The 20,936-nt window shown below is 59.5% G+C and carries 23 protein-coding genes; 22 read left to right on the top strand and 1 reads right to left on the bottom strand.

Translation table 11 applies throughout. From position 1 onward, the window contains the following. The first annotated feature begins 213 nt into the window (after positions 1-213). From rluC to sppA, 3 genes are read left to right on the top strand one after another with little or no spacing between them, the layout of a single operon-like run. Positions 214-1,170: a 23S rRNA pseudouridine(955/2504/2580) synthase RluC gene (gene rluC, locus JOE34_RS23490; protein WP_003317474.1), complete on the top strand. Its 957-nt coding sequence runs from the start codon at positions 214-216 to the stop codon at positions 1,168-1,170. Next, complete coding sequence (locus tag JOE34_RS23485; protein WP_046265773.1) at positions 1,160-1,822, top strand: HAD-IA family hydrolase; 663 nt, start codon at positions 1,160-1,162, stop codon at positions 1,820-1,822. The genes rluC and JOE34_RS23485 overlap by 11 nt, the downstream gene beginning before the upstream one ends. 24 nt (positions 1,823-1,846) lie before the next feature. Next, entirely contained in the window at positions 1,847-2,845 is a 999-nt protein-coding gene (gene sppA, locus JOE34_RS23480; RefSeq protein WP_003421328.1) for a signal peptide peptidase SppA, read from the top strand. Between the two features lie 57 nt (positions 2,846-2,902). On the opposite strand, the gene JOE34_RS23475 is transcribed toward sppA, so the two are convergent. Then, positions 2,903-3,481, bottom strand: a complete 579-nt coding sequence (locus tag JOE34_RS23475; RefSeq protein ID WP_010405623.1) for a nucleoside triphosphate pyrophosphatase — start codon at positions 3,479-3,481, stop codon at positions 2,903-2,905. Positions 3,482-3,587: 106 nt separating this feature from the next. On the opposite strand from JOE34_RS23475, the gene JOE34_RS23470 reads away from it, so the two are divergent. From JOE34_RS23470 to JOE34_RS23380, 19 genes are all read left to right on the top strand, one after another. After that, the gene (locus tag JOE34_RS23470; RefSeq protein WP_003390869.1) at positions 3,588-4,115 is read left to right on the top strand and encodes a YceD family protein; all 528 of its coding nucleotides are present in this window, start codon (positions 3,588-3,590) and stop codon (positions 4,113-4,115) included. Positions 4,116-4,128: 13 nt separating this feature from the next. Further along, positions 4,129-4,311, top strand: a complete 183-nt coding sequence (gene rpmF, locus JOE34_RS23465; protein WP_002552688.1) for a 50S ribosomal protein L32 — start codon at positions 4,129-4,131, stop codon at positions 4,309-4,311. 4 nt (positions 4,312-4,315) lie between these two features. Then, positions 4,316-5,338: a phosphate acyltransferase PlsX gene (gene plsX, locus JOE34_RS23460; RefSeq protein ID WP_010405661.1), complete on the top strand. Its 1,023-nt coding sequence runs from the start codon at positions 4,316-4,318 to the stop codon at positions 5,336-5,338. A gap of 116 nt (positions 5,339-5,454) precedes the next feature. Next, the gene (fabD, locus tag JOE34_RS23455; protein ID WP_046265774.1) at positions 5,455-6,393 is read left to right on the top strand and encodes an ACP S-malonyltransferase; all 939 of its coding nucleotides are present in this window, start codon (positions 5,455-5,457) and stop codon (positions 6,391-6,393) included. 15 nt (positions 6,394-6,408) lie between these two features. After that, positions 6,409-7,152: a 3-oxoacyl-ACP reductase FabG gene (fabG, locus tag JOE34_RS23450; protein WP_003318510.1), complete on the top strand. Its 744-nt coding sequence runs from the start codon at positions 6,409-6,411 to the stop codon at positions 7,150-7,152. A gap of 191 nt (positions 7,153-7,343) precedes the next feature. After that, entirely contained in the window at positions 7,344-7,580 is a 237-nt protein-coding gene (gene acpP / locus JOE34_RS23445) for an acyl carrier protein (protein WP_003227051.1), read from the top strand. A 114-nt stretch (positions 7,581-7,694) separates the two neighbouring features. Then, positions 7,695-8,939 carry a beta-ketoacyl-ACP synthase II gene (gene fabF, locus JOE34_RS23440; protein WP_003390862.1) on the top strand — a complete coding sequence of 415 codons (1,245 nt, stop codon included), beginning with the start codon at positions 7,695-7,697 and terminating at the stop codon, positions 8,937-8,939. After that, positions 8,939-9,754, top strand: a complete 816-nt coding sequence (gene pabC / locus JOE34_RS23435; protein WP_003390859.1) for an aminodeoxychorismate lyase — start codon at positions 8,939-8,941, stop codon at positions 9,752-9,754. The genes fabF and pabC overlap by 1 nt, the downstream gene beginning before the upstream one ends. Before the next feature lie 2 nt (positions 9,755-9,756). Then, positions 9,757-10,881: an endolytic transglycosylase MltG gene (mltG, locus tag JOE34_RS23430; protein ID WP_010405692.1), complete on the top strand. Its 1,125-nt coding sequence runs from the start codon at positions 9,757-9,759 to the stop codon at positions 10,879-10,881. A 19-nt stretch (positions 10,882-10,900) separates the two neighbouring features. Further along, positions 10,901-11,533: a dTMP kinase gene (gene tmk, locus JOE34_RS23425; protein WP_010405696.1), complete on the top strand. Its 633-nt coding sequence runs from the start codon at positions 10,901-10,903 to the stop codon at positions 11,531-11,533. Next, the gene (locus JOE34_RS23420) at positions 11,526-12,512 is read left to right on the top strand and encodes a DNA polymerase III subunit delta' (protein WP_003347832.1); all 987 of its coding nucleotides are present in this window, start codon (positions 11,526-11,528) and stop codon (positions 12,510-12,512) included. The genes tmk and JOE34_RS23420 overlap by 8 nt, the downstream gene beginning before the upstream one ends. Before the next feature lie 34 nt (positions 12,513-12,546). Then, complete coding sequence (locus JOE34_RS23415; RefSeq protein ID WP_209996722.1) at positions 12,547-12,903, top strand: PilZ domain-containing protein; 357 nt, start codon at positions 12,547-12,549, stop codon at positions 12,901-12,903. Positions 12,904-12,917: 14 nt separating this feature from the next. Beyond that, positions 12,918-13,703: a TatD family hydrolase gene (locus tag JOE34_RS23410; RefSeq protein WP_046265775.1), complete on the top strand. Its 786-nt coding sequence runs from the start codon at positions 12,918-12,920 to the stop codon at positions 13,701-13,703. Positions 13,704-14,007: 304 nt separating this feature from the next. Beyond that, positions 14,008-14,661, top strand: coding sequence for a LysE family transporter (locus JOE34_RS23405; RefSeq protein ID WP_024662238.1), 654 nt, complete (start codon positions 14,008-14,010; stop codon positions 14,659-14,661). 146 nt (positions 14,662-14,807) lie between these two features. Further along, the gene (locus JOE34_RS23400; protein ID WP_003347824.1) at positions 14,808-15,470 is read left to right on the top strand and encodes a TetR/AcrR family transcriptional regulator; all 663 of its coding nucleotides are present in this window, start codon (positions 14,808-14,810) and stop codon (positions 15,468-15,470) included. A gap of 123 nt (positions 15,471-15,593) precedes the next feature. Continuing rightward, positions 15,594-16,196: a DUF4823 domain-containing protein gene (locus JOE34_RS23395; protein WP_003318496.1), complete on the top strand. Its 603-nt coding sequence runs from the start codon at positions 15,594-15,596 to the stop codon at positions 16,194-16,196. 21 nt (positions 16,197-16,217) lie between these two features. Beyond that, positions 16,218-16,778 (top strand): DUF1285 domain-containing protein, encoded by a 561-nt coding sequence (locus JOE34_RS23390; RefSeq protein ID WP_032660187.1) that lies wholly within the window; start codon positions 16,218-16,220, stop codon positions 16,776-16,778. 85 nt (positions 16,779-16,863) lie between these two features. Further along, positions 16,864-17,877: an aspartate-semialdehyde dehydrogenase gene (locus tag JOE34_RS23385; protein ID WP_032660185.1), complete on the top strand. Its 1,014-nt coding sequence runs from the start codon at positions 16,864-16,866 to the stop codon at positions 17,875-17,877. Between the two features lie 109 nt (positions 17,878-17,986). Continuing rightward, positions 17,987-20,821 (top strand): FimV/HubP family polar landmark protein, encoded by a 2,835-nt coding sequence (locus JOE34_RS23380; RefSeq protein WP_122220273.1) that lies wholly within the window; start codon positions 17,987-17,989, stop codon positions 20,819-20,821. Positions 20,822-20,936: the final 115 nt, after the last annotated feature.

Raw genomic sequence — 20,936 nt, 5'->3', positions numbered from 1 at the left:
TCCGGCCTCATGTCACCTGCGCTTGTTACGTTTTCAGCGTGCTCCGTTGTCACCGAACACTGCGTAGGACGGCCTCCCGTCCTTGTGAATTGCGTTGGTCAGGGCCGGTTGTCAACCGTTGGTCCGCTGTCCGGCCGCTTTTGGCGGCGTTCGCGACTATAGCAGCAATCATTAAGTGCTTCAATTCCATAAAAAATTGTTATCATTTGCGGCATGACGAATATTGCCCCTCCAACCCCCGGCGTCCAGCTGGTTGAGGTTGCCCCGGAACTTGCCGGTCAACGCATCGATAACTTTCTGATCACTTATCTCAAGGGTGTGCCCAAAACCTTGATTTACCGCATTTTGCGCAAAGGCGAAGTGCGTGTGAACAAGGGGCGGATCAAGCCGGAGTACAAGTTGCAGGCAGGCGATATCGTGCGCATTCCTCCTGTGCGCGTGCCTGAGCGCGACGAGCCTGTGCCGGTCGCGCAGGCATTGTTGCAGCGTCTCGAAGCTGCGATCGTCTACGAAGACAAGGCGCTTATCGTGCTCAACAAGCCTGCAGGTATCGCCGTGCATGGCGGCAGCGGCCTGAGCTTTGGCGTGATCGAAGCGTTCCGCCAGTTGCGCCCTGATGCCAAGGAGCTCGAGCTGGTTCACCGTCTCGATCGCGATACATCCGGTCTGCTGATGATCGCCAAGAAACGCAGCATGCTGCGTCATCTGCATGAAGCCCTGCGCGGCGACGGCGTAGACAAGCGCTACATGGCGCTGGTCCGCGGTAACTGGGCAACAGCGTTGAAGCAGGTTCGTGCACCGCTGATGAAAAGCAACCTGCGCTCCGGCGAACGCATGGTCGAAGTGAATGAAGAGGGCAAGGAGGCCCTGACGATTTTCAAGGTGCTGCGTCGTTTCGGCGATTTTGCCACCATGGTCGAAGCCAAGCCGGTCACCGGGCGTACTCACCAGATCCGTGTGCACACCTTGCACGCAGGGCATGCCATTGCAGGTGACACCAAGTACGGTGACGAGAATTTCAGTCGCGAAATTCGCGATCTGGGCGGCAAGCGTCTGTTTTTGCACGCCTACATGCTCACGGTGCCGATGCCCGATGGCAGCAAACTCAATGTGCAGGCGCCTGTCGATGATATGTGGGCCAAAACAGTGGAGCGTCTGAGTGCGCCGTGATTATGATCTGTTGATTTTCGACTGGGATGGCACGCTGGCCGACTCGGTCGGGCGCATCATCCTGTCCATGCGTACGGCGGCCATCGAGACTGACCTTGAAATTCGCGACGATACCGCGATCAAGGGGATTATCGGCCTGGGGCTGCCTGAGGCGATTCGAACCCTGTATCCGCAGATCAGCGGCAATCAGCTAATCGATTTTCGCCAGCACTACGCAGACAGTTATATGGCAATGGATAACGTGCCGTCGCCGCTGTTCGACGGTGTTGTAGAGTCGATGCAGGCGTTTCGCGAGGATGGCTATCGTCTGGCGGTCGCTACCGGCAAGGCGCGTCGCGGGCTCGATCGTGTGCTGAAGGCCAATGGCTGGCAGGATTACTTCGATGCCACCCGGGCGGCCGACGAGACCGCCAGCAAGCCTGATCCGCTGATGTTGAACGAGATCATGGCGCACTGTGAGGTTACCCCGCAGCGTTCGCTGATGATTGGCGATGCTTCGTTCGATCTGCTGATGGCTCGCAATGCGGGTATGGATTCGGTTGCGGTGGGCTATGGCGCTCAGCCGCTGGAGTCGCTGCGTCAGTTCGAGCCGCGGCTGGCTATCGAGCATTTTTCCGAGCTGCGCACCTGGTTGAACGGGCGCAGCGTCTAGTTTTCGGGTTGGAGTGATTGGAACATGTCTGACGAATGGAAGGCACCCGTTTCGCAAAGCGCGGACGAGGGCATCAATGGCAGGGAAGAGGCAAAAAGCTGGAAGCTTCTTGAAAAGACGCTGCTGGCCAGTGTGCAGGAGCAGCGCCGGGCGCGTCGCTGGGGGATCTTTTTCAAGCTGCTGACGTTCGCGTTCCTGTTTGTTGCAGTGATTGTCCCGATGCTGGATTTCGAGGGCGGCACTTCGCGCCGTTCCAGTCACACTGCGCTGATCGATGTGCAGGGCGTAATTGCCGACAAGGAAGCGGCCAGTGCTGAGAACATCGTCACTGCGCTGCAGAAGGCCTTCGAGGATGAAAAGACCAAGGGTGTGATTCTGCGTATCAACAGCCCGGGCGGCAGTCCTGTGCAGTCGGGCTATGTCTACGACGAAATCCGCCGTCTGCGCGCGACGAAGCCGGATATCAAGGTGTATGCGGTCATTACCGATCTCGGTGCTTCGGGCGCTTATTACATCGCCAGCGCCGCTGACCAGATCTATGCCGACAAGGCTAGTCTGGTGGGGTCGATCGGTGTGACGGCAGCAGGCTTCGGCTTTGTCGGTGCCATGGACAAGCTCGGCGTTGATCGTCGTACCTACACCTCCGGCGAGCACAAGGCGTTCCTTGACCCGTTCCAGCCACAGAAGGCTGACGAAACGCAGTTCTGGCAGGGTGTGCTGGACACGACTCATCGCCAGTTCATTGCCAGTGTCAAACAAGGTCGCGGCGATCGATTGAAGGACAAAGAGCACCCAGAGCTGTTCTCCGGGCTGATCTGGACCGGCGAGCAGGCTGTTGCGCTGGGTCTGGTGGATGGTCTGGGCAGTGCAAGTTATGTTGCGCGTGACGTGATCAAGGAAAAGGACATCGTCGAGTACACCGTCGAAGAGTCGCCTTTCGATCGCTTTTCGAAAAAGCTGGGCACCAGTATCGCCGAGCGAATTGCCATGCTGGTCGGTTTCAACGGCCCAAGCCTGCGTTGATGGCTTGATGCAGGCATAAAGAACCCGGCCAATGGCCGGGTTCTTTATATGTAAGGGTCAGGGTACGCTGACGCCTTCCTTTATAAGCATGTCCACCAGGCGTATCAGCGGCAGGCCGATCAGGCTGGTCGCGTCACTGCCTTCGGTGCTGCGAAACAGGCTGACGCCAAGGCCTTCTGCCTTGAAGCTGCCAGCGCAGTCATAGGGCTGTTCGGCATGCAGATAGCGTTCGATGCTGGCCCGGTCGAGTTCGCGCATGTGCACTGTAAAAGGCACGCAGTCGACCTGGCACTCGCCGGTCGAGCTATTGAGCAGGGCCAAGCCGGTCAGGAAGGTCACGCTTTTGCCGCTCGCTGCCGTCAGCTGTTCCAGTGCGCGCTCGAAGCTGTGTGGCTTGCCCAGGACCTGTTCGTCAAGGACGGCGACCTGGTCGGAGCCGATGATCAGGTGCTGTGGATGCTCGGCGGCGAGCGCTTGGGCTTTCTCTCGGGCAAGGCGCTGTACGAGGTCGAATGCGGCCTCGTTCGGTCGCCGGCTTTCATCGATATCCGGAGACCTGCAGGTGAATGGCAGGCGCAGGCGGGCGAGCAGTTCGCGGCGGTATGAGGAGCTGGAAGCGAGGAGCAGGGATGGCATGCGGTTCTCCGTAGGCTGAGCGTTGATTCTAAAGAGTGGCCGGAGTGACGAACAGGCCTGAATTTCCTTTGACATGCCCGGGGGGCATCCCTAGAATGCTGCGCCTATGTTGAATGACCCGATTCCATCTCACGTTGACCCGCGCAAATTGTCCGATCGCGGCACTACCCTTCAGGGTGAAGTGCTGCTGGGCGATCTGAAGAGACTCTGCGACCCGCTTGCCGACACTGTCGGTACGGTGCAGGCGAAATTCGTTTTTGAGCGTGACGAACGCCGTTCTGTGGTTATCCACAGTTCGATAGACGTCCCGGTCAAGATGGTTTGCCAGCGTTGTCTTGAGCTGGTGACCCTGCCGATCCACAGCGAATGCAGTTACGTTGTGGTGAAGGAGGGTGCGAATACCCAGTCGTTACCGAAAGGTTATGACGTGCTGGAACTGGGCGAAGATCCTTTGGATCTGCTGGCATTGATCGAGGAGGAGCTATTGCTCGCCTTGCCCATTGTGCCTGCTCATCATCCTGAAGAATGCCAGCAACCGGCGGGTCTCGATGAGCCCGAACCGAGCGTGGACGAGGTAACGCGGTCCAACCCGTTCAGTGTATTGGCGCAGTTAAAGCGTGACCCAAACGTTTAGGAGTTAATCAATTATGGCTGTTCAGCAGAACAAAAAATCCCGCTCTGCCCGTGACATGCGTCGTTCGCACGACGCTCTTGAGGCAAGCACTCTGTCGGTAGAAAAGACCACTGGTGAAATTCACCTGCGTCACCACGTATCGCCAGAAGGCGTATACCGTGGTCGTAAAGTGATCGACAAGGGCGCTGACGAGTAATTTCTTGTCCGCTCCGATCATCGCGATCGACGCAATGGGCGGGGACTTCGGTCCCCGCAACATTGTTCAGGCAAGCCTCGCGTGCCTGACAGCTACTCCCTCGCTTCACCTGGCCCTTGTCGGTCAAGCCTCCCTTATTGAAGAACTCGTCTCTACTCATGAAGCTGTGGACCGTTCGCGCCTGCGTGTCATTCATGCCAGTGAAGCGATTGCGATGGACGAGCGTCCGTCTCAGGCGTTGCGTGGCAAGCCTGACTCCTCCATGCGCGTTGCTCTCGAACTGGTGGCCAACGGTCAGGCCCAGGCATGTGTCAGTGCCGGCAATACCGGTGCGCTGATGGCGCTTTCCCGGTTTGTGCTCAAGACCTTGCCAGGGATTGATCGCCCGGCAATGATCGCAGCCATTCCCACTCGCTCAGGTCATTGCCAGTTGCTGGACCTGGGGGCGAACGTTGATTGCAGTGCCGAGGCGCTTTATCAGTTTGCAGTGATGGGCTCGGTGCTTGCCGAGATCCTTGGTGTCGCAACGCCCAGAGTGGCCTTGCTCAATGTGGGCACTGAGGACATCAAGGGCAATCAGCAGGTCAAGCGTGCTGCCGGTCTTTTGCAGTCTGCCTCGGGGCTTAACTACATTGGCTATGTCGAAGGTGACGGGTTGTACAGGGGGGAAGCTGACGTAGTGGTGTGTGATGGTTTCGTCGGCAACGTATTGCTCAAGTCGAGTGAGGGGCTGGCGACGATGATTGCGGCCAGGATCGAGACGCTGTTCCAGCGCAATCTGCTCAGCAGGGCGGTCGGCGCGCTGGCGTTGCCCTTGCTGAAGCGCTTGCAGACCGACCTGGCGCCCGCCCGTCATAATGGCGCGAGCCTGCTCGGGTTGCAGGGGGTCGTGGTGAAAAGCCATGGCTCTGCAAGTGTTTCAGGCTTTCAGAGTGCGATTCATCGAGCGCTCGTCGAGTCCCGTGAAAACCTGCCACAGCGTTTGAAGGGGCGGCTTGAAACGATGTTTCAGGACGACCGAAGCTGAAAATGTGACGCATCAGACTGGTCAGTCATCCAACCGATCAGTCATATACATTAGAATTCCCGCGTTCGACCTGTCCGGACGCCCATTTTGGCGACAATAATTCAGAGGCTTGTCAAATGTCTGCATCCCTCGCATTCGTCTTTCCGGGTCAAGGATCGCAATCGCTCGGTATGCTCGCCGAACAAGGCGCGCAACATCCGCTGATCCTCGACACTTTCGAGCAGGCTTCCGAAGCCCTCGGCTATGACCTGTGGGCATTGACTCAGAACGGTCCTGCCGAGCTGCTCAATCAGACCGACAAGACCCAGCCGGCCATTTTGACCGCTTCGGTTGCCTTGTGGCATGTGTGGCTGGCCGAGGGCGGTGCGGTTCCTGCGTTCGTCGCCGGTCACAGTCTGGGTGAATACAGCGCACTGGTAGCCGCGCAAAGCCTGAGCCTGGCCGACGCCGTAAAGCTTGTCGAGCGTCGCGGCCAGTTGATGCAGGAAGCGGTGCCAGCGGGTCAGGGCGGTATGGCCGCCATTCTGGGTCTCGATGATGCCGACGTTATTGCAGCCTGCGCCGAAGCGGCACAGGGTGAGGTCGTCAGTGCCGTGAATTTCAACTCGCCGGGCCAGGTGGTGATCGCCGGTTCCGCCGAGGCTGTCAAGCGTGCCATGGAGCTGTGCAAGGCCCGTGGCGCCAAGCGCGCTTTGCCATTGCCGGTCAGCGTGCCATCGCACTGCGAACTGATGCGCCCGGCCGCCGAGCGTTTCGCCGAGGCCGTTGAAGCCATCGAATGGCAAGCGCCGAAAATTGCGCTGGTACAGAACGTCAGCGCCAGTGCCGTCAGTGATCTGGCGACGCTCAAGCGTGATTTGCTGGAGCAGTTGTACAAGCCGGTACGCTGGGTCGAATCCATTCAATGCCTGGCCAGTCGCGGTGCGACCCAGCTTGTGGAGTGCGGTCCGGGCAAAGTGCTGGCCGGTCTGAACAAGCGTTGCGCCGACGGCGTGATGACCTACAACCTTGATACCCCGGACGCCTTTGCCGCCGCGCGCGCGGCACTGGCCTGATTAGGAGAAGCCTGCATGAGCCTTCAAGGTAAAGTGGCACTGGTAACCGGTGCAAGTCGCGGCATTGGTCAAGCCATTGCTCTGGAATTGGGACGCAACGGTGCTGTTGTCGTGGGTACCGCGACGTCAGAGTCCGGTGCCGAGCGCATCAGCGCGACGTTCAAGGAAAACGGCATCGAAGGCTTTGGCCTGATGCTGGATGTCTGCGATGCCGAGTCTGTGAATTCCGTTCTGTCCACCATTCAGGAGCGCGTCGGCGCACCGTTGATTCTGGTCAATAACGCCGGTATCACCCGTGATAACCTGATGATGCGCATGAAAGATGACGAATGGTATGACGTCGTCAACACCAATCTGAACAGCCTTTTCCGTCTTTCCAAGGGCGTTCTGCGTGGCATGACCAAAGCGCGTTGGGGGCGTATTATCAGCATTGGTTCGGTTGTGGGTGCCATGGGCAACGCCGGTCAAGTAAACTATGCTTCCGCGAAGGCCGGTCTGGAAGGCTTCAGTCGGGCTCTGGCCCGTGAAGTGGGCTCGCGGGCGGTCACCGTGAATTCGGTGGCACCGGGTTTTATCGATACCGACATGACGCGTGAGCTGCCTGAGGCTCAGCGTGAGTCACTGATTACCCAGATACCCCTGGGCCGTTTGGGGCAAGCCGAAGAGATTGCGCACGTAGTCGCTTTTCTTGCGTCCGAAGGCGCAGGCTACGTTACCGGGGCCACAATCCCTGTTAACGGCGGCATGTACATGAGCTAATGTGACGACCTGTTTCAAAAAAATGTCATACGAGCTGTCTAAAATCCGTTATAAAGCTGCAATCTATGAATGGGCAAAGGTACGGTTGGGCATAAGGGGAGAGCGTTAAGCTTGAAATTCGCAAAACCTCTTCTATACACTTACCCACTGGCCAGATGCCTGAACATTTCCACTAGGAGTTAAAACTAGGTATGAGCACCATCGAAGAGCGCGTCAAGAAAATCGTTGCAGAGCAACTTGGCGTCAAACAAGAAGAGGTTGTCAACACTGCTTCTTTCGTTGAGGACCTGGGCGCTGACTCCCTGGACACCGTCGAGCTGGTAATGGCTCTGGAAGAGGAATTCGAGACCGAAATCCCGGACGAAGAAGCGGAAAAGATCACTACCGTTCAAGCAGCAATCGACTACGTCACTAGCCATCAGGCTTAAGATTTGTAATCGCTGACTGCTGTCACGGGAAAACCGCACTGCTTTAACCGGCGTGCGGTTTTTTCTTTAAAAAACGCTGTGATTGTTCCGTAAACAAGAGAGAAGGAGAGTCCTGTGTCGCGTAGACGCGTCGTGGTCACCGGGATGGGCATGCTTTCGCCACTGGGCAATGACGTGCCCAGCAGTTGGCAAGGCATTCTGGCGGGCCGCAGTGGCATTGGCCTTATCGAGCACACGGACTTGTCAGCCTTCACCACCCGCTTCGGCGGCTCGGTCAAGGGTTTCAACGTCGAAGAATACCTCGCGCCCAAAGAAGCGCGTCGCCTCGATCTCTTTATTCAGTATGGCCTCGCGGCCAGCTTTCAGGCCGTGCGTAATGCAGGCCTTGAAGTCACTGATGCAAACCGTGAGCGCATCGGCGTTGCCATGGGTTCGGGCATCGGTGGTCTGACCAATATCGAAAACAGCAGTCGTCTGCTGCACGAGCAGGGTCCGGGGCGGATTTCACCGTTCTTCGTTCCTGGCTCGATCATCAATATGATTTCCGGTTTCCTGTCGATCCATCTGGGCGCACAGGGACCCAATTACTCCATCGCGACGGCTTGCACGACTGCAACCCACTGCATCGGCATGGCGGCTCGCAACATCGCCTATGACGAAGCGGACGTGATGATCGCCGGCGGCGCTGAAATGGCCGCCTGTGGGCTCGGTCTGGGTGGCTTCGGTGCAGCGCGTGCACTGTCGACCCGCAACGATGACCCGACCCGCGCCAGTCGCCCCTGGGACAAGGGCCGTGATGGCTTCGTCCTGTCCGACGGTGCCGGTGCCATGGTGCTCGAAGAACTCGAGCACGCCAAGGCGCGTGGCGCGACCATTTATGCAGAGCTGGTCGGGTTCGGCATGAGCGGCGACGCCTATCACATGACTTCGCCACCTGATGACGGCGCCGGTGCTGCACGCTGCATCGTCAATGCGTTGCGTGATGCCAAGGTCAATCCCGATCAGGTGCAGTACATCAACGCACACGGTACGTCGACGCCTGCAGGCGATCTGGCCGAGGCTTCTGCGATCAAGTCGGTATTCGGTGATCACGCATACAAGCTGGCAGTCAGTTCGACCAAGTCGATGACCGGCCACCTGCTGGGCGCCGCTGGTGCTGTCGAAGCGATCTTCAGCGTCCTGGCAATGGTTGATCAGGTGGCTCCGCCGACCATCAACCTGGATGAGCCAAGTGAAGGCTGCGATCTGGACTTCGTGCCTCACGAAGCGCGCCGCATGCCGATCGACGTCGTTCTGTCGAACTCCTTCGGCTTCGGTGGCACCAACGGCTCGCTGGTATTCCGTCGGTTCGCCGAGTAATGCCCGACTGGGTCGATGGCTGCCCCGCAGACGCCTTGTCCCTCAAGGATCGAGGGCTGGCTTACGGCGATGGACTGTTTGAAACCATCGTCGTCAAGGCCGGGCAGCCTTTGCTCCTGGAGCGCCATCTGCAGCGTCTCGAAAGCGGCTGCGCACGCTTGTCGATCGCAACCGATCACGCGCTGATCCGTGCAGAAATGACCCGCTTCGCTGCAGAACTTGGTGATGGGGTCATGAAGCTCATCCTTACCCGTGGCGACAGCCAGCGCGGCTACGCCCCGGCCCCCAATGCCCAATCGCGTCGAATCCTGCAGGGCGGCCCTGCGCCAGCCTATCCCGGTGCGCATGCCGAGCAGGGCGTGCGCCTGTTTGCCTGCCAGACGCGACTGGCGGAACAGCCGCTTCTGGCCGGACTCAAACATCTCAATCGTCTGGAGCAGGTACTGGCCCGTTCCGAGTGGAGTGACAGCGAGCACGCCGAGGGTTTGATGCGTGATATGTCCGGGCGACTGATAGAGGGTGTCTACAGCAACCTGTTTCTGGTCAGTCAGGGCCGTTTGCTGACTGCTGATCTCAGCCGCTGCGGGGTCGCAGGTGTGATGCGTGCCGAGCTGCTGGACCAAGCACCAAAGCTGGGGTTGGCTGTCGATATCCGTGACCTGCACATGTCTGACCTGGAATCGGCAGACGAAGTGTTTCTATGCAATAGCGTGTACGGCGTCTGGCCGGTTCGCAGCTTTGCAGCGTTGAACTGGCCGGTCGGGCCGCTGACCCGTAAACTGCAAGGTATTGCCCGCAGCCTTCTGGATATCTGATTTTGATCCGAAAAATATTGGTGTTGCTGGAAACAGCGGTTGTCCTGGCAGGTTTGCTGCTCGGCTTTGCGTTCTGGCAGCAGTATCAGGCACTGAACCAACCGCTTGAGGTGGCTCAGGAGCAACTGCTGGACGTTCCGGCCGGTTCGACGCCGACCGGCGTACTCAATCGATTGCAGGCCGATGGCGTGATCAAGGACGCTTTCTGGCTGCGTCTTTACTGGCGTTTCAACCTGTCCGGACAGGCGCTGCACAGCGGTGAATACCGCATGATGCCGGGCATGAACGTCAAGGGCCTGTTCGACGTCTGGAAGCGCAAGGAAGTCGTGCAATACAGCCTGACGCTGGTCGAAGGCTGGAATTTCCGCCAGGTGCGTGCCGCGCTTGCCAAACAGCCCAAGCTCGATCAAACGCTGGCAGGTCTGTCCGACAGCGAGCTGATGGCGAAAATTGGCCACCCCGACGTGTTTCCTGAAGGCCGTTTCTTTCCGGACACTTACCGCTACGTGCGCGGCATGACCGACGTCGAATTGCTCAAGCAGGCCTACAGCCGCCTGGAAGAAGTACTCGACGAGGAATGGAATGCGCGTTCGTCAGAGGCTCCCTACTCAAATCCTTACCAGGCGCTGATCATGGCGTCTTTGGTCGAGAAGGAGACCGGTGTACCTCAGGAGCGCGGCCAGATAGCCGGCGTGTTCGTGCGTCGCCTGAAGCTGGGCATGCAGTTGCAGACCGATCCGACCGTGATCTACGGCATGGGCGAGCGCTACAACGGCAAGCTGACCCGCGCCAACCTCAAGGAAGCGACGCCCTATAACACCTACGTGATCGCCGGCCTGCCGCCGACGCCTATTTCGCTGGTGGGGCGCGAAGCGATTCACGCTGCGCTCAATCCAGTAGACGGCAGCAGCCTGTATTTCGTGGCCAAGGGTGACGGCAGCCATGTGTTCTCGGACGATCTGGATGCCCATAACGCGGCCGTGCGTGACTATCAGCTCAAGCGCCGCGCGGATTATCGCTCCAGCCCGGCACCTGCCACACCGGCACCGGCAACTGACTCGCCCTCTTCGGAAGCCGTGCCTGCGGATGTTCCAGATGCCCCGCAGTCCGAGCCGAGTGCGCAATGATGACGATTAAGGATGACCTGTGACTGGCTTGTTTATCACTCTTGAAGGCCCGGAAGGTGCAGGCAAAAGCACCAACCGCGACTACCTGGCGGCACAATTGCGTGCGCAGGGGGTTCAGGTACTGCTGACCCGCGAGCCAGGTGGCACTCCGCTGGCCGAGCGTATTCGCGAGTTGTTGCTGGCGCCCAGCGACGAGGCCATGAGCGCCGACACCGAATTGCTGCTGGTGTTTGCCGCGCGTGCCCAGCATTTGGCCGAAGTCATTCGTCCCGCGCTGGCGCGTGGCGAGGTGGTGCTCTGTGATCGGTTTACCGATGCCACCTACGCCTATCAGGGCGGCGGTCGCGGCCTGTCCCATGAGCGTATCGCAGCGCTGGAGCAGTTCGTTCAAGGCGACCTGCGCCCTGACCTGACGCTGGTGTTCGACCTGCCGGTAGAGATCGGCCTGTCACGCGCCGCTGCACGCGGTCGGCTGGATCGGTTCGAGCAGGAAGGGCGGGCTTTCTTCGACGCCGTGCGTAGCACCTATCTGGAGCGCGCCAAGGCTGAACCTGCGCGCTATCGCCTGGTAGACGCCGGACAGACCCTGGCCGATGTGCAGGATTCCCTCGACACCTTGCTGCCTCAGTTGCTGGAGCTGCAACGTGGCTGAAGCCTATCCCTGGCAGGCTTCGCTCTGGCAGCAGATGGCCGGTCGCGCCCAGCACGCTCACGCTTATCTGCTGCACGGGCCTGCGGGTATCGGTAAGCGCGCCCTGGCTGAACGGCTGATGGCCAGCTTGTTGTGCAAGACGCCTGACGGGCTTGATGCCTGCGGGCACTGCAAGTCCTGTCTGCTGTTGGCGGCTGGCAGCCATCCCGACAATTACGTGCTCGAGCCGGAAGAGGCGGACAAGCCGATCAAGGTCGATCAGGTGCGTGATCTGGTCAGTTTCGTGGTGCAGACCGCCCAGATGGGCGGGCGCAAGGTGGTGCTCGTCGAGCCGGTGGAAGCGATGAATACCAACGCGGCCAATGCCTTGCTGAAAAGTCTGGAAGAGCCTTCAGGCAATACCGTTCTGTTGTTGGTCAGCCATCAACCGAGCCGCTTGCTGCCAACGGTCAAGAGCCGCTGTGTGCAGCAGGCCTGCCCGTTGCCCGGCGAGCAGATGAGTCTCGACTGGCTGAGCGGTGCATTGCCCGATTGCACGCAGGACGAGCGCTTCGAGTTGCTGACGCTGGCCGCCGGGTCGCCGCTGGCTGCGGTGGCGCTGCACGCGCAGGGTGTTCGCGAACAGCGCGCGCTGGTGGTCGACGGCGTCAAGAAGCTGCTCAAGCAACAACAGTCGGCTACCCAGCTGGCCGAGGGCTGGAAGGATATTCCGCTGTTATTGCTGTTCGACTGGTTCTGTGACTGGTCGCACCTGATCCTGCGCTATCAGATGACGCAGGACGAGGAGGGCCTTGGCCTGGGTGACATGCGCAAGGTGATTCAATACCTGGCGCAGAAGTCTTCTCGCGCCAAAGTGCTGGATATTCAGGACTGGATTCTGGCGCAGCGCCAGAAAGTCATGTCCAAGGCCAACCTCAATCGGGTTTTGCTGCTTGAAGCGTTGTTGGTGCAGTGGGCAGGCCTGCCGGGACAGGCGTAGACTCTGCGTTATCCGGAACCGTTGAGGTGTTGTCATGAATCTGCCGCCGAGCACAGGTCCACGTAATGGCATTCTGTCCCTGACCATCAAGGACAAGTCCGTTCTTTACGCTGCTTATATGCCGTTCATCAGAAACGGCGGGCTGTTCATTCCGACCAGCAAAAGCTACAAGCTGGGCGATGAAGTGTTCATGCTTCTTAATCTGATGGACGAACCGGAGAAGGTTCCGGTGGCCGGTCGTGTTGCCTGGATCACGCCGAAAGGCGCGCAGGGCAATCGCACTGCCGGCGTTGGCGTGCAGTTCAATGGCGGCGACAACACTGCCCGCAATCTGATCGAAACTCACCTGGTCGGCGCTCTCAAGTCCGATCGTCCAACCCATACGATGTAGTTGTGTTTTAACCCATGCTTGTAGATTCCCATTGTCACCTCGATCGCCTTGACCTTGCCCAGCACGACGGCTCTCTGGATGCCGCACTCGACGCCGCCCGCGGCAGAGGGGTCGGGCATTTTCTCTGCATCGGTGTCAGCGCCGACAATGCGGGTGCGGTCAAGGCACTCGCCGAACGCTATGCGGATGTTGATTGCTCGGTGGGCATTCATCCGCTGGACGTGAAGCCCGGCGAAATGCCGCCCCTGGACTGGTTGCTCAAGGAGCTGGATCACCCGCGGGTGGTAGCGATTGGTGAGACCGGTCTGGACTATCACTACGAACCTGAAGCGGCCGAGCTGCAACAGGCGTCTTTCCGGGTTCACCTCGAGGCGGCCAGAATCACTGAAAAACCAGTGGTCATCCACACTCGGGGCGCACGTGCCGATACCCTCAGCCTGCTGCGTGAAGCGGCCTTGCCCTACGCCGGTGTCCTGCACTGTTTCACCGAAGACTGGGAGATGGCCAAGGCCGCGCTGGACCTGGGTTACTACATTTCGCTGTCCGGTATCGTGACGTTTCGCAACGCCGATGCCCTGCGCGACGTTGCAAGGCAGGTGCCCGCCGATCGTCTGCTGGTCGAGACCGACTCCCCGTACCTCGCGCCCATCCCGTATCGGGGCAAGCCGAATCTGCCCCAGTACGTACGTGAGGTGGCCGAGTTTCTGGCAATGCTGCGAGGCGAGTCCTACGAGCGCTTTGCCGAGCAGACCACGGCCAATTTCGCTCGCCTGTTTCCGCTGGCGCACGTTCAGCGCTGACGGATGCACACGTTCACGGGCAGACAAATCGCAGGCAAAAAAAACCCGGATTCTGGGGGGTGAAGCCGGGTTAAGACCATTAGGAGTAAAACAAAGGCGCGCTAGTCCTTTGGCGCCTCTACTGCCGAGTCATTTGGGGAATGATGACGCGGCAGCAGCTTAAGTATTGTTCAGGACGGCGCAGCGTCCAGTGTCTTTTGATCGTTTTTTAAACAGTTTTGGAATACTAAAGCGCTCCTTGAGTGCTCGATGAACACTTTGTATCGGGCGAAATGCGGGTGCGCTGCAGTAATGGAGTGGTGGGGTGGAGTTTTCCAACGGTTTTCTGCTGAGTCTGTCCTTGTGCCTGGACATTGGTCTGGCAAACATCGCCATGATCACGCTGTCCATGCAGCGCGGTTTTTCCAGAGGGCTGTGGCTCGGGCTGGGAACCTGCGTCGGTGATCTGGCCTACGCAATCCTGGCGATGCTCGGCATGGCCGTGCTGCTGCAATATGAAGCCGTGCGCTACGTGCTCTGGATTGGCGGCACGGCGGTGCTGGCCTGGTTCTGCTTCAGAATGATCATGAGTGCTACCACCGTCAGCAACGGTCTCGACAGTCAGGCGGTTGAATCGGAAAAATCCAGCCTGGCGCTGTTCCTGCGCGGGATCTTTCTGGCGATGTCCTCACCCAGCGCCATCCTCTGGTTTGCCGCAGTCGGCGGAGCGCTGATTGCCCGGCAAGGCTCTGATCTTGTCAGCGCTTCGACCTTTCTCGCCGGGTTTGTCGCTGCGGGCGTGGTCTGGTCGATCTCGCTGTGCGCGCTGGCTCATCAGGGTGGGCGTTTCATGGGCGAACGAATGTTGCGCTGGTCGTACATTGCCTCGGCGCTGATCTTTGCCTACTTCACGTTGTATGTGGTGATCACGGGTTATCTGGAGTTTGTCGTTGCCTCTCCAGCGTTGCCAGCGCACTAGGTTGCCACCGCACTGGAACGGTATCGGGCGCCCGGGCTGACCGGTGCGAATCGTTCATGCAGGTCGACAAGTATGGATGAACCGTGCAATTTAGCGCCGATTGGGCATAATACCCGGCTTCGATTTCGATCCTGACAGACCTCTCTATGCAGAAAGAACCTCGTAAGGTCCGTGAATTTCGCCGCCGTGAGCAGGAAATTCTCGACACCGCGCTAAAGCTGTTTCTCGAGCAAGGCGAAGACAGCGTCACTGTCGAGATGATCGCGGACGCCGTCGGCATTGGCAAAGGCACCATCTACAAGCACTTCAAGTCCAAGGCGGAAATCTACCTGCGCCTGATGCTCGACTACGAGCGGGATCTGAACGAGCTGCTGCATTCGGCCGATGTCGACAAGGACAAGGAATCGCTCTCGCGCGCCTACTTCGAATTCCGCATGCGTGACCCGCAGCGCTATCGCCTGTTCGACCGCCTGGAAGAGAAGGTGGTCAAGGGCAACCAGGTGCCTGAACTGGTCGAAGAACTGCACAAGATTCGCGCTTCGAACTTCGAACACCTGACGCTGCTGATCAAAGGCCGCATCAGCGAAGGCAAGCTCGAAGATGTCCCGCCTTACTATCATTACTGCGCTGCCTGGGCGCTGGTGCATGGCGCCGTTGCCCTGTATCACTCGCCATTCTGGAGCAACGTGCTGGAAGACCAGGAGGGCTTCTTCCACTTCCTCATGGACATCGGCGTACGCATGGGCAACAAGCGCAAGCGCGACGGCGAAGTCAACGCCGAACCCACGCCAGATCCTGCCGCCGAATAACGCGCAGGCCTGGCCTTGAGCATCAGCTTCAAGGCTTTGGTGCCGGCTGCGCCAGAGATGGCGCGGAAGCTGCATCCGACGACCATTCGCCGGTTTTCCGTCACCGGTATTTGGGAGGGGATAATGCGTAGCCTGGTTATGCTGCTCGCGCTTCTGGCGTTGAGTGGCTGCATGAAAGTCAGTGACATGGGCGAGGGTGTTCGCGAGCAATTCAGCGACGCAGGTCTGCTCGACCATAGCGAAACCCGGCGTACTGCCAACTGGCGCGTGCAGCCTGACTCGTTCATTTACATCGCTCAGGGCGCCTTTGTGCCGCCAGGCAACGCCTATCCGCGGCCCAACGTGGTGGCTGAAGAAGCTTTCAAGGGCTTTATCGAGTACTTCCCGATGGTCCGTCGTGCCCGAGGCCCATTGGGGCTGGATGAAGCCATGGTCGAGGCGCGTGCTGCGGGCGCACATTATTTGCTCTATGCGCGTTTCGCCAAGGCTGACGACCGCATCGGCAATGGCGATCAATGGGCCGATCAGGAAGCGGTGGATCGTCTGGGCGTCGACAGCGGCGTCATTCAGCTGATGCTGATCGAGACCGGCACCCGCTACCTCATCGACAGCGCACGCATTCGCAGCCGTGGCGGATTGCTGACGCTTTACGACAAAAGCCCCGAGGATTTGCTGGGTCCGCCTCTTGAGGACTACGCTCGTACCTTATTGGGTGTCGAACGCTAGAAGCCGTGTCAGGAGAGTTGAGTGACCGATTCAAACAAGGCGGGTGATCTGTTCGCGCAGATCCCCAAAACCAAAGGGCTACCGCCTGTTCATTTGTGGAATCCGGATTTCTGCGGCGATATCGACATGCGTATCGCTCGCGACGGTACCTGGTATTACCTGGGCACGCCGATCGGCCGCAAACCGATGGTCCGGCTGTTCTCTACAATCATGCGCCGCGATGGCGATGACTATTTCCTGGTCACGCCCGTCGAGAAGGTCGGCATCACAGTTGATGACGCGCCTTTTGTCGCTGTCAGCCTCGAGGTGCTGGGGGAGGGCGAGGGCCAGGTATTGCGCTTTCTGACCAATGTAGAGGATCAAAGCGAAGCGGGGCCGGAACACCTTTTGCGGGTTGTAACCGACCCTGACACCCAGGAACCGGCGCCGTACATTCACGTGCGGAGCAATCTGGAGGCGCTGATTCACCGCAATGTTTTCTATCAGTTGGTCGAGCTGGCCGTTTCCCGCGACATAGACGGACAGCGCTGGCTGGGCGTCTGGAGCCATGGCGTGTTCTTCCCGATAGGGCTCGAGCCTTGAAATGCACACCTGATTGCCGGCTTGAATTGCCTGTCGGCAGTGCGGCGGTTAAAGTGCCGCTCCCTGATTTTCCTGAGGTTTTTGCATGAGCCAGTCCTTTGATATCGCCGTAGTCGGCGCAACCGGTACTGTCGGCGAAACCGTTGTGCAGGTTCTGGAGGAGCGCAATTTTCCGGTGGGCAATCTGTACCTGCTGGCCAGCATCGAATCTGCAGGCCACTCGGTGCCGTTTCGAGGCAAGAATGTGCGCGTACGCGAAGTCGACGAATTCGATTTCAGCACGGTGCGCATGGCGTTTTTCGCTGCGGGGCCTGCGGTCAGTCGCAGTCACGCCGAAAAGGCGGTAGCGGCGGGGTGCACGGTCATCGACCTCTCGGGCGCATTTACCTCAGCCCAGGCGCCGAATGTGGTGCCGGAAATAAATGCTACGCTTTTGCACAGCCGTGGTATCGCGCCTTGTCTGGTTGCCAGCCCCAGCGCTTCTGCCACTGCGGTTGCCCTGGCTCTGGCGCCGTTGCGCGGCCTGATCGATATTCAGTCGGTGATGGTAACGGCGTGTCTGGCGGTATCGGCACTGGGGCGTGAAGGCGTCAGCGAGCTGGCACGTCAAACCACCGAACTGTTGAATGTCCGCCCGCTGGAAACACGTTTTTTTGATCGCCAGATGGCGTTCAACCTGCTGGCGCAAGTGGGTACACCAGACGCGTCGGGGCACCTGCCGCTGGAAAGGCGTCTGGTCGAAGAATTGCGCGAACTGCTTGCGCTGCCATCGCTCAAAGTGTCTGCGACTTGCATTCAGGTACCGGTGTTCTTTGGTGACAGCTTCACTGTCGCGCTGCGCACGGCCGGGGCGGTCGACGTGGCGGCGGTCAATGCTGCACTCGAGTCTGCAGAGGGGATCGAGCTGGTCGATGCGGGTGATTACCCTACACCGGTGGGCGATGCGGTGGGTCAGGACGTGGTTTATGTGGGACGCGTCAGGGCGGGAACCGACGATTCCGAGCAGCTCAATCTGTGGCTGACCTCAGATAATGTGCGCAAAGGCGCGGCGCTCAACGCTGTGCAGGTTGGCGAATTGTTGATAAAAGACTATGTGTAAAAGATACTTGGCAACAATTTGAATAATTGTTTTAGCGGCGATACGCCTTACACCCAAATGCAGGACTACCTCCCCGGATCTCGGGGAATCTTTAAACAAGGGATGGGCTATGGTTCAGGTTCGTAAACTGGTATTAGCAATCGCTGCGGCATCAGCGCTGTCATCGGGTATGGCGCAGGCGCTGGGGCTCGGGGAATTGTCGGTCAAGTCGACCCTGAATCAGCCATTGGTAGCGGAAATCGAGTTGACCGAGGCTCAGGGACTCAACGCAACGCAAGTTGTGCCCAGCCTGGCCACCACGGCCGACTTCGCGCAGGCGGGCGTGACCCGTCAGGCATTTCTCAACGATCTCACCTTTACCCCGGTTATCAATGCCAGCGGTAAAAGTGTCCTGCGCATTACATCCAGCAAGCCGGTGCGCGAGCCTTATGTGAAGTTCCTGGTTCAGGTGCTCTGGCCCAATGGCCGGTTGCTGCGTGAATACAGCCTTCTGCTCGATCCGCCGAAATTCTCTCCCGAGGCAGCCGCTGCGGCTGCTGCCCCGGCCCCCGCTGCAGCGCCCGCGGCGCCTGCGCAACTGGCAACGGTAGCCCCGTCGGCTGAAGCGCCGGCAGCCGAGGCACCAGCACCGGCACCGTCTGCCAACCCAGCCGCAGTGCCGCCGCCAGCCGCGGACAAGCAGTCGCAGTACGTCACCGCCAATAACGACACCCTGTGGGAAATCGCTGCGAAGGTGCGCACTGGCGGGACTGTCCAGCAAACCATGCTGGCGATTCAGGCGTTGAATCCGGATGCGTTCATTGGTGGCAACATCAACCGCCTGAAGAAAGGGCAGGTGCTGCGCCTTCCAACGCCGCAACAGACCACCGCGCTGCCGCAATCACAGGCAGTGGCAGAAGTTTCCCGGCAATACAGCGCCTGGCGTGAAGGTCGCCGTCTGCCGGCCGGTACACGTCAGGTCGATGCTACCCGTCGTAACCGTGCGGGCGCGGCGCCCTCCAAAGTCGATACCTCCGATAACCTCAGTCTGGTGTCGGCAAGTGGCAAGCCTGCGGCTAAAGGTGCGGCGGGCGACAGCGATGTCGGCAACAAGCTGGCCGTGGCTCAGGAAGCCCTGGACACTACGCGTCGCGACAATGCCGAGCTGAAAAGCCGCATGAACGACCTGCAAAGCCAGCTCGACAAGTTGCAGCGTCTGGTCGAGCTGAAAAACGGTCAACTGGCCAAGATGCAGGCCGCTGGCGCAGCTGTGCCTCCTCCTGCCGCCACCCCGGAAGCGGCGACGCCTGCCAACGCGGCGGTGCCTGCCTCGCTGGTCGACGCCAACGGTGCCCCGGTCAAACCGGCCGGCGAGATCGCGCCTGAAGATGCGCTGCCTGCCGGAGCTGCCGAAGTTGCAACGCCGGCGCCAGAGCAGCCGCTGGCGGTAGAGCCGGTTGCTGCAGCGGACGAAGACGAGGACGCGCTGCAGAAAATCATCAACAACCCTGTGTTGCTTGGTCTGATCGGCGGTGCGGTATTGCTGATTCTGGCCTTGCTGCTGTTGTTCCTGGCGCGTCGTCGCGCGGCGAAGGCCGAGGCCGAGAAGCACAAGCGCATGGCGCGTGCGCTGGCCGAGGAGTCGGATTTCGTCTCGGACATGGACATGAATGCACCGCCTGCCAGCTTCGACGGGCTTGATGTGCCGCCGCCCAACGTGCGCATGGGAGGCGCAGCAGCAGCTGCTGCCGGTCGTGAACGTCCTGCCGATCCGCTGGTTCAGGCCGAGATCCATATCGCTTACGGCCGTATGAATCAGGCGATTGAATTGCTGGAAGAAGCCGTCAACGAAGACCCTAAACGCGACGATATCCGTCTGAAACTGATGGAAATCTACGCCGAGCAGGGTAATAACAAAGCCTATGCCGCCCACGAACGTAAACTGGTGGCAGCGGGAAAGCTTGAAGCTGAGGTCGAGCAGCGGGAAGAACTTAACTCGACCCTGAAGCCGGTGGCACCTGTTGCTGCGCCGCTGGCTTCTGAACCCTCCACTGCATCGGCTGCCCCAGTGGTAGCTGCAGCCGCCGCAGCGGCCACGACAGCTGCGCTGGTTGCAGAGCTTGATGCCAAATATCTCGAAGAACTGCTGGCCGATGATGCGGCAGAGCAGGAGGCCGAGCCAGAGCCTGAGCCCGAAATTGTTGCTACACCTGAACCTGAGCCGGAAGTAGTCGCGCCGCTGGTCGCAGAGCCTGTTGAAGAGGCAGACCCGTTCGATAACGATTTCGACTTGAGCCTGGACGAGTTCGAAGAACCGTCTGTGCCCGAAGTCTCTACTGTTAACGATCTCGATGACCTGATGCTCGACGAGCCCAAGGTATCGGCGGTAGCGGATGACGAAGAGCTGAGCTTCGAGTCGGTCATGCAGCAGCAGGAAGAGGCCCGTGCAGCGACAACGCCGCAGGACCTTGCCGACTTCGACCTGGACTTGTCCGAGGAAGACCCGGCCCTCAAGAACGAAGATGATTTCCTGCTCGGTCTTGGCGAGGATCCGCTGGATTTGGGTGAAACCTCGCCTGTACCGCCGGTCGGTGATGACCTGGAGCTTCCAGAGGATTTCGACCTGTCGCTGGCGGACGAGATTGAAACCGATCAGGCAAGTCAGGCGTTCGCGACTGAAATCGACGACGTTAATGCCGAGCTTGAGCGTCTTTCGCAGAATCTCGAACATCCGCCGCTCGATGAGCCGAGATTCACCGCGGAGGACGCGGCAGCGCTGGATGACGAGCCGGACTTCGACTTCATGTCCGGTACTGACGAGGCGGCGACCAAGCTTGATCTGGCGCGTGCCTACATCGACATGGGCGATGCGGACGGCGCTCGGGATATTCTTGATGAGGTCGTCACCGAGGGCGATGACGGTCAGAAAAGCGAAGCGCGGGAGATGCTTTCGCGGCTGGCCTGACTCAACCCCGGCAACCTGCACACGGCCGCTTATGCGGCCGTTTGCATTTCAGATGTCCGGCTTGAGTAGCGCGTTTTTTTTGCGGCCGTATAATGGCCGACTTTTCGCGAACCGA

Source organism: Pseudomonas sp. PvP028, assembly GCF_017832255.1.
Lineage (GTDB): Bacteria > Pseudomonadota > Gammaproteobacteria > Pseudomonadales > Pseudomonadaceae > Aquipseudomonas > Aquipseudomonas syringae.
The sequence above is the reverse complement of the archived record's forward strand: the minus strand, read 5'-3'. Positions and strand labels throughout refer to the sequence as shown.